Origin of the sequence: Bacillus cereus group sp. BfR-BA-01355, assembly GCF_022663675.1 — a bacterium.
GTDB lineage: Bacteria > Bacillota > Bacilli > Bacillales > Bacillaceae_G > Bacillus_A > Bacillus_A thuringiensis_S.
Window position 1 is genome coordinate 21,975 of the sequence record NZ_JAKUFY010000070.1, and the last position, 6,746, is coordinate 28,720.

The following is a 6,746-nucleotide window of genomic DNA, read 5'->3' on the forward strand; positions in this document are numbered from 1 at the left end:
AGCTTATTTTTTATCGACATGATAGATTTGATATACATCTCTTTTCGACAAATCTCGATCTTTAGCGACTGTTTTAATCGCTTCTTTTGAATTCATACCTTTTTCATTTATATAATGTTCAATATGATCATATACTGAAAGAGATTCCCACCATTGTTCTTCTGGAGCAGGTTCTTCTGTCGAACCAGCTACTAAAATACAAAACTCACCACGTACCTCATTTTGCTTCGTCCACTCAATTGCTTCTTCGACTGTTCCTCGAATAAATTCCTCAAATTTTTTCGTTAACTCCCGACATAATACAATCTCTCTATTTCCCAACACTTCCTGCATCGAAATTAAAGTATCATCTAAACGATGAGGCGCTTCATAAAACATCATTGTAGTTTGTACATAACGAAGCTTTTCTAACTCCATCTTTCGTTCCTTTTTATTTCTCTGCAAGAAACCATAGAAATAAAACTGCTTTGTTTCAAGACCAGATGCAATTAATGCTGTAAGGGCTGCATTTGCTCCAGGAAGCGGAATTACATGATATTGCTCAGCTACTGCCTCAACAACAATATCGTAACCTGGATCAGAAATACACGGCATACCAGCGTCACTAACAAGTGCTACATTCTTTCCATCCTCTAATTTCTCTAATATTTTCTTCCCACTTACTTCTTTATTATGCTCATGATAACTCGTGACAGGTGTTTCAATTTCAAAATAATTACAAAGTTTTTTCGTTTGTCTCGTATCTTCAGCAGCAATTAAATCAACTTCTTTTAAAATTCGGATTGCACGAAATGTCATATCTTCTAGATTTCCAATAGGAGTTGGTACTAAATATAAAACTCCCTTTTCATTTTGTTGAAAGCTTTTTTGTTGCCACATAGCGTTCTCCTTTTTGCATATATGCCTCTTTTTGTTTTCTCGTTAATTGCTTAAAATAATACTCCGCTTGCATAGCTGTACGCTTATCATCGTGGGTCTCTACATATTTTAAAACGACAGGACGCCTGACGCGTGTATACCTAGCTCCTTTGCCGCTATTATGAGTCTGAATTCGTTTTTCGATATGGTTTGTATATCCAGCATAATAACTTCCATCAGAGCACTCTACCACATAAAAAAAATGCTTATTCTTCTCCATATAAAATTGAACGTATCTCCTTTGTATATTCGTTATTGTTCTCATACACAACGAGGGGTGGTAAAATTTTCAAATCTGCATTCCCATCCTTAATTCCTTCAATTAACAATGTATTTGCTTCTTTTCCAACCTTAGGATAAACAAATCGCACACGCTTTGGTTCAATTTTATATTTACGCATTAATGTGACGATGTCGAGTAATCGTCCTGGACGATGTACAAATGCTACTTTCCCGCCTTGTTTTACTAACTGACTACTTGCAGATACAACATCTTCTAATGTACACATAATTTCATGACGAGCTATCGCTAAATGTTCATTCATATTTTTCTCTGAAGTTTGAGGTGTTTGAAAATATGGTGGATTACATGTAACAACATCATATTGGTGACGCCCGAGTTTCTCTGGCATATCTTTCAAATCTCCATGTATGAGGTGAATTCTTTCTTCCAGCCCATTATATTGAACACTTCTTACTCCCATATCATATAAGCGTTCTTGAATTTCCACACCAGTAATCTTTCCTTTTGTTCTTGTACTTAATAAAAGGGGGACAACCGCGTTACCTGTACACAAATCAAGTAAATTCCCCTTTTGAATTGGTACCCATGCGAAATCTGCAAGTAAAACCGCATCTAAAGAAAAATTAAATACTGATGGGCTTTGTATAATCTTCATGTCTTGCGCTAATAAGTAATCTAAACGTTCATCTTCATATAAATTCATATACTGCTCCTTTTCTTACCCTTAACCTACCCTATTTCATGTATAAAAAATTACCTTTCCAATTATAATTGGAAAGGTAATTTCACTTTTTATTTAAGAATGACAGACAGAACAAACAATCTCCCTCTTTACGTACACTTCCATAATGTAGATTGCAAATATGAAAACCTTCTTGATACAGTCTCGCTAAATTGTCATAGCCCTCACCAATATCTGTTTTCGGCTTCACTTCTTTACGTTTTTGAGGTTTTTGTTTTTCTTTATTCTGCACTTCTTCAAAACGGCGTCGCAAATTGTTATTTTCCATTTTTATATGCTGGTTTTCTTCCAACAACTCTGCAAGATGCTGTTTTAACTCTCCCAACTGTTTGTATAAATGTCCAATTTGCTCTTCCATACTAGAAACCGATTCAAAAATATCTTTTTTCTCCACAAGCACCCACCTCATTAATCTGTGGTTTGACTCGAAACGACCCCTTTATTCACTAACTCATCTAACGTATATTCTACTATCCGTTCCTTGTCTACTAGTTCCACTTGAATTAATCTTTCTAAAATATTTAATCCGATAACACGGCCAGTACCATGCGGGGTTTGTATACGTTGATCTAAATCAGGAAGTTGTTCCTTTGCTGCCTCATATTCATCATTCTCATATTTTAAGCAACACATTAAGCGACCACATAAACCAGAGATTTTTGCAGGATTTAATGATAAATTTTGATCCTTTGCCATTTTGATGGATACAGGTTCAAAATCTCCTAAAAAAGTAGAACAACAAAGCATACGACCACATGGACCAATACCACCTAGCATCTTCGCTTCATCACGAACACCAATTTGTCTTAGTTCAATTCTTGTTCTAAAAATTGCCGCTAAGTCCTTCACTAGTTCGCGGAAATCGATCCGACCATCCGCAGTAAAATAGAAAATAATCTTATTACGATCGAATGTATACTCTACATCTACAAGTTTCATATCAAGATTATGCTCTACTACCTTTTGTTGACAGACTTGATATGCTTCTTTTGCAGCATGTTTGTTCTCTTCAACAATGGTACGATCATTTTCATTTGCAATACGAATAACCTTTTTTAGCGGTAATACAACGTCGTTTTCATCAACTTGCTTTTTGGTAATAACTACTTTTCCGTATTCAATACCTCTTACCGTTTCTACAATGACAAACTCATTTTCAGAGATATCGAACTGATTTGGATCAAAGTAATATACCTTTCCGGCCTTCTTAAAGCGAACACCTACTACATCATACAAAACGGTCATCCCTCCTGCAACCGCAACACTAACTGTTCGAACACAAGCTGCGCATTTACATTAGCGTTGATTCTATTTTTTGCCTCTAATATATTAAAGAGAGCTGATACAATGCGCTTCTGAGCATAGGAAAACGATTCAAACATCTCTTTCTGCTCATGAAAAACAAGACGATCTTCTTCTCCAAGTTGAACATATAGTAAATCCTTATAAATAAGGAGTAACATATCTAAACCTTGTTGTAATTGTTCTTTCTCTCCAAAGTGTTTTCCCCATTTTTCTTGTACAAAAAAAATAGCGGTTTTATCTTTTTCGAGCGCTTCACATAATTTTATCACTAAAGCTCGTGCTTGTGCAAACCATTCATCACTACATAAAGCTAAAGCTTCATCAAAACTATTTGTGAGTTGAGCAGCAAGTGTCGATAAAGATGCTGTAATACCTTCTTCCTGTAATCTTCTAATTAAAGATTCCGTAGGTAACGGTCTAAACGTAACAACTTGGCAGCGAGATAAAATCGTATTTAAAATTTGATGACTTTGTTCAGTAATTAAAATAGCGGTTGTATCACTACTTGGTTCTTCTAAAAATTTCAAAAGTGTATTTGCCGCATTTGCTGTCATACGATCTGCGTGCTCAATAATATATAATTTTTTATTTGCCTCTAATCCTGTTTTTGAAAACTCTTCTTGTAAATCATGAATTTGCTGCTTCTTAATAGATAATCCGTCTGGTTTTACAATATGTAAGTTAGGGTGGTTACCTGAATCAATTCGCTTACAATTTGTGCATACATGGCAGGGCTCTACTCCATTCCGCTGAGAACAGAGGAAACTCTTTGCCATTTGAATTGCTGTCGCAAACTTTCCCGTACCTTTCCCTCCCTCTAACAAGTAAGCGTGGGATATACGCTCTTTTGCAATGCTATTCATCAACATTTTTACACCGATGGGTTGTATAGCAGAAAGCTGCTCCCACGTCTTCATCATAATGCATACCTCACTTATTTCATTCTTTCCTTCTATTATAACAATTTATCTTCTATAATCTGAACAACTTCTTCTATAAGTTTTTCCATCGGCTGATCAGCATTTACCAATACAATACGATCCGAGAAACGTTCTACAACTTGTAAATACCCTTCGCGCACACGTTTATGGAAAGAGATATCTTCCATATCTAGTCGATTTACTTCACGTCCTGCATCTTTTTCAATTCGAGCCAAACCAACCTCAGGCTCAATGTCTAGATAAATTGTTAAACTAGGCATACAGTCCTCTGTTGCGAAACGATTTATTTCAAATACCTTATCCATACCCAACCCTCTTGCATAGCCTTGATATGCTAAAGAACTATCTATAAAACGATCACATAGCACGAGATAGTTCTCATTAAGTGCTGGCATAACTTTTTCTACTAAATGCTGTCTGCGCGCAGCAGCATAAAGAAGCGCTTCTGTACGTGCTTCCATCATCGTATATTCTTGTTTATGTAAAATCGTCCTAATGTCCTCAGAAATTGCAATACCACCTGGTTCCCTTGTCGCCATTACCTTTTGTGCTTTTTGTTCAAAATATGGTAATAAGCTTTTAATTAACGTTGTTTTACCTGAACCTTCTGGACCCTCAATTGTTACAAATAATCCCTTCATCCTAAAACCTACTTTCTATATCATACACTTTCATATATTTCGTATTACCTTGAAAACGAGCTCCTGCTCTCTCTAAATACATAATTTGCTCTTTATGCTCTGAAGTAATTCTCTCTCCATACATAACCAATGGAATTCCAGGTGGATACGGAATTACCATTTCCGCCGCTATCATTCCAACAGCCTCTTCTATAGATACTATCTTTGTTCCATATCCTTCTAGTTGTTTATACGTATACGGCAAAGGAGAGAATTCACCTTTATAAGTATAACGAATAGATTCCCTCTTGTCTTTCACGTCATAATGTTGCAATGCTACTCGGATCATCTCTATAACCTTCATATACTCCTCATTTACTTGCAGGGGTAAAATAAATAGGACATTGTACGGATCAGCCATCTCTGTATATATACCGACATTTTCAAATACGGACTGTAATTCGTACCCTGATAACTGACAACGAGTTTGTACGGTAACCTTTAGCTCGTCTTGCAACGGATATTCTAAAATGGCGATTTGTGGAATAGAACGTAACTGTTCCTTAAATCTCCGTAAAAACTCAACAATTTCACCATGTCCTTCTTCTTTTATACGCGCCATTGTAAAGCGTGCTATATCCAAGGAAGCCATAATTGGATACGATGGACTACTAGATTGTAGCATACTTAAATAAGTAGTAACCTTCTCTTCGTCTACTAAGTGACTATTTATATGTAAATAGGAACCCATTGTCATTGCGGGTAATGTTTTATGTGCAGAATGAACTACAATATCTGCACCATATGTTAACGCTGATTTTGGGAATGGTTCTCCCAAACAAAGATGTGCCCCATGTGCCTCATCTACCAAAACAGGGATTTTATGTGCATGTGCAAAAGCGATGCTTGCCTCTAAATCCATCCCCATACCATAATAATTAGGATGCGTTAAAATGAGTGCTTTCGCATTTGGATATTTTCCAATTGCTTTCTTAATAATTTCATTACGAACTCCCACTGGTACGTTATAAGCTTCATCAATCCATGGATCTAAAAAAATGGGATTTGCTCCCGCTAGTTTTAAACCATTAATAATTGATTTATGACAATTTCTTTGTACAAGAACAATATCATGTTCCCTGCAACAAGACAAAATCATTGCTAAGTTCCCGACTGTTGAACCATTAATTAAAAAATAACTTCTCTTTGTACCATACACTTCAGTCAATAATTGTTGTGCCTCATCTATACATTCAAACGGACTATGCAAATCATCCAGTCCTGCTAACTCAGTTACATCAATAGATAGAATATCTTTAAACTCTCTTATTGCCTTCTGAGGGAAGTTTAAACCATTCTTATGACCTGGAACATGAAAAGATAACGACCCTCTTTCTTTAAACTCTATTAACGCCTCATATAAAGGCATATGATTTTGATTCATCTACATCTCTTCCTTATAATTCATTCTCCATCTATTATACAGAACAAAAAAAATAATAGGCATATGCCTATTTAAAAATATGATACTTCTAATTTTCGAAGTTGCTTTAAATAATGTATATATTTTGGATCATCTGTCTCTGTGTTCACCATATCCTTTTCACATTCATAACATATTAAATTATTATAAACATATATACCTTCTTTTCTTTTTGTCTCACAAACAATACAAACTTCACTTTGTAATTTCATAACCTTCCCTCCCTATTTAAGTGAACCTATTTTATACTTCTAATCCTTAACAATTTCCAGAAAAATATACACCCATCTCTTATATAATATGATTAACTCTTGGGCAACGTGTTTGTATTACCATTACTTCTTTCCCATTCTTTTTAACAATACAAAAAAACACGAGTCAAATGACTCGTGTTTTAGTTGCTTGGCGACGTCCTACTCTCACAGGGACAAGGTCCCAACTACCATCGGCGCTAGAGAGCTTAACTTCCGTGTTCGGTATGGGAACGGGTGTG

At 35.7% G+C, this 6,746-nt stretch carries 9 protein-coding genes and 1 rRNA gene; all 10 read right to left on the bottom strand.

The features are described from left to right. Positions 1-3 precede the first annotated feature (3 nt). On the bottom strand, positions 4-879 hold the full coding sequence (gene rsmI / locus MR167_RS20830; protein ID WP_000267816.1) for a 16S rRNA (cytidine(1402)-2'-O)-methyltransferase: 876 nt from the start codon (positions 877-879) through the stop codon (positions 4-6). Beyond that, complete coding sequence (locus MR167_RS20835; RefSeq protein WP_000414353.1) at positions 848-1,138, bottom strand: GIY-YIG nuclease family protein; 291 nt, start codon at positions 1,136-1,138, stop codon at positions 848-850. Before MR167_RS20835 ends, rsmI begins: the two co-directional genes overlap by 32 nt. After that, a complete protein-coding gene (locus tag MR167_RS20840; protein ID WP_001055355.1) occupies positions 1,125-1,865 on the bottom strand; it encodes a tRNA1(Val) (adenine(37)-N6)-methyltransferase in 741 nt (246 codons plus the stop codon). The genes MR167_RS20835 and MR167_RS20840 overlap by 14 nt, the downstream gene beginning before the upstream one ends. A gap of 82 nt (positions 1,866-1,947) precedes the next feature. After that, positions 1,948-2,298, bottom strand: coding sequence for a DNA replication initiation control protein YabA (gene yabA / locus MR167_RS20845; RefSeq protein WP_000412064.1), 351 nt, complete (start codon positions 2,296-2,298; stop codon positions 1,948-1,950). A 14-nt stretch (positions 2,299-2,312) separates the two neighbouring features. Beyond that, the gene (locus tag MR167_RS20850; protein ID WP_000272429.1) at positions 2,313-3,140 is read right to left on the bottom strand and encodes a PSP1 domain-containing protein; all 828 of its coding nucleotides are present in this window, start codon (positions 3,138-3,140) and stop codon (positions 2,313-2,315) included. A 5-nt stretch (positions 3,141-3,145) separates the two neighbouring features. Further along, entirely contained in the window at positions 3,146-4,129 is a 984-nt protein-coding gene (gene holB, locus MR167_RS20855) for a DNA polymerase III subunit delta' (RefSeq protein ID WP_242315371.1), read from the bottom strand. 35 nt (positions 4,130-4,164) lie between these two features. Further along, positions 4,165-4,791 (bottom strand): dTMP kinase, encoded by a 627-nt coding sequence (gene tmk / locus MR167_RS20860; RefSeq protein ID WP_000677218.1) that lies wholly within the window; start codon positions 4,789-4,791, stop codon positions 4,165-4,167. A 1-nt stretch (position 4,792) separates the two neighbouring features. Further along, positions 4,793-6,214 carry an aminotransferase class I/II-fold pyridoxal phosphate-dependent enzyme gene (locus MR167_RS20865; protein WP_242315373.1) on the bottom strand — a complete coding sequence of 474 codons (1,422 nt, stop codon included), beginning with the start codon at positions 6,212-6,214 and terminating at the stop codon, positions 4,793-4,795. A 71-nt stretch (positions 6,215-6,285) separates the two neighbouring features. After that, positions 6,286-6,465: a sigma factor G inhibitor Gin gene (locus MR167_RS20870; RefSeq protein ID WP_000776279.1), complete on the bottom strand. Its 180-nt coding sequence runs from the start codon at positions 6,463-6,465 to the stop codon at positions 6,286-6,288. Positions 6,466-6,653: 188 nt separating this feature from the next. Beyond that, positions 6,654-6,746 (bottom strand): 5S ribosomal RNA (gene rrf, locus MR167_RS20875); the annotation flags it as partial.

What these genes read in the sequence shown, in the direction of transcription:
- MR167_RS20865 (WP_242315373.1), bottom strand. Translation starts at nt 6,214, where the DNA reads ATGAATCAAAATCATATGCCTTTATATGAGGCGTTAATAGAGTTTAAA.
- holB (WP_242315371.1), bottom strand. Translation starts at nt 4,129, where the DNA reads ATGATGAAGACGTGGGAGCAGCTTTCTGCTATACAACCCATCGGTGTA.
- rsmI (WP_000267816.1), bottom strand. Translation starts at nt 879, where the DNA reads ATGTGGCAACAAAAAAGCTTTCAACAAAATGAAAAGGGAGTTTTATAT.
- MR167_RS20840 (WP_001055355.1), bottom strand. Translation starts at nt 1,865, where the DNA reads ATGAATTTATATGAAGATGAACGTTTAGATTACTTATTAGCGCAAGAC.
- tmk (WP_000677218.1), bottom strand. Translation starts at nt 4,791, where the DNA reads ATGAAGGGATTATTTGTAACAATTGAGGGTCCAGAAGGTTCAGGTAAA.
- MR167_RS20870 (WP_000776279.1), bottom strand. Translation starts at nt 6,465, where the DNA reads ATGAAATTACAAAGTGAAGTTTGTATTGTTTGTGAGACAAAAAGAAAA.
- MR167_RS20835 (WP_000414353.1), bottom strand. Translation starts at nt 1,138, where the DNA reads ATGGAGAAGAATAAGCATTTTTTTTATGTGGTAGAGTGCTCTGATGGA.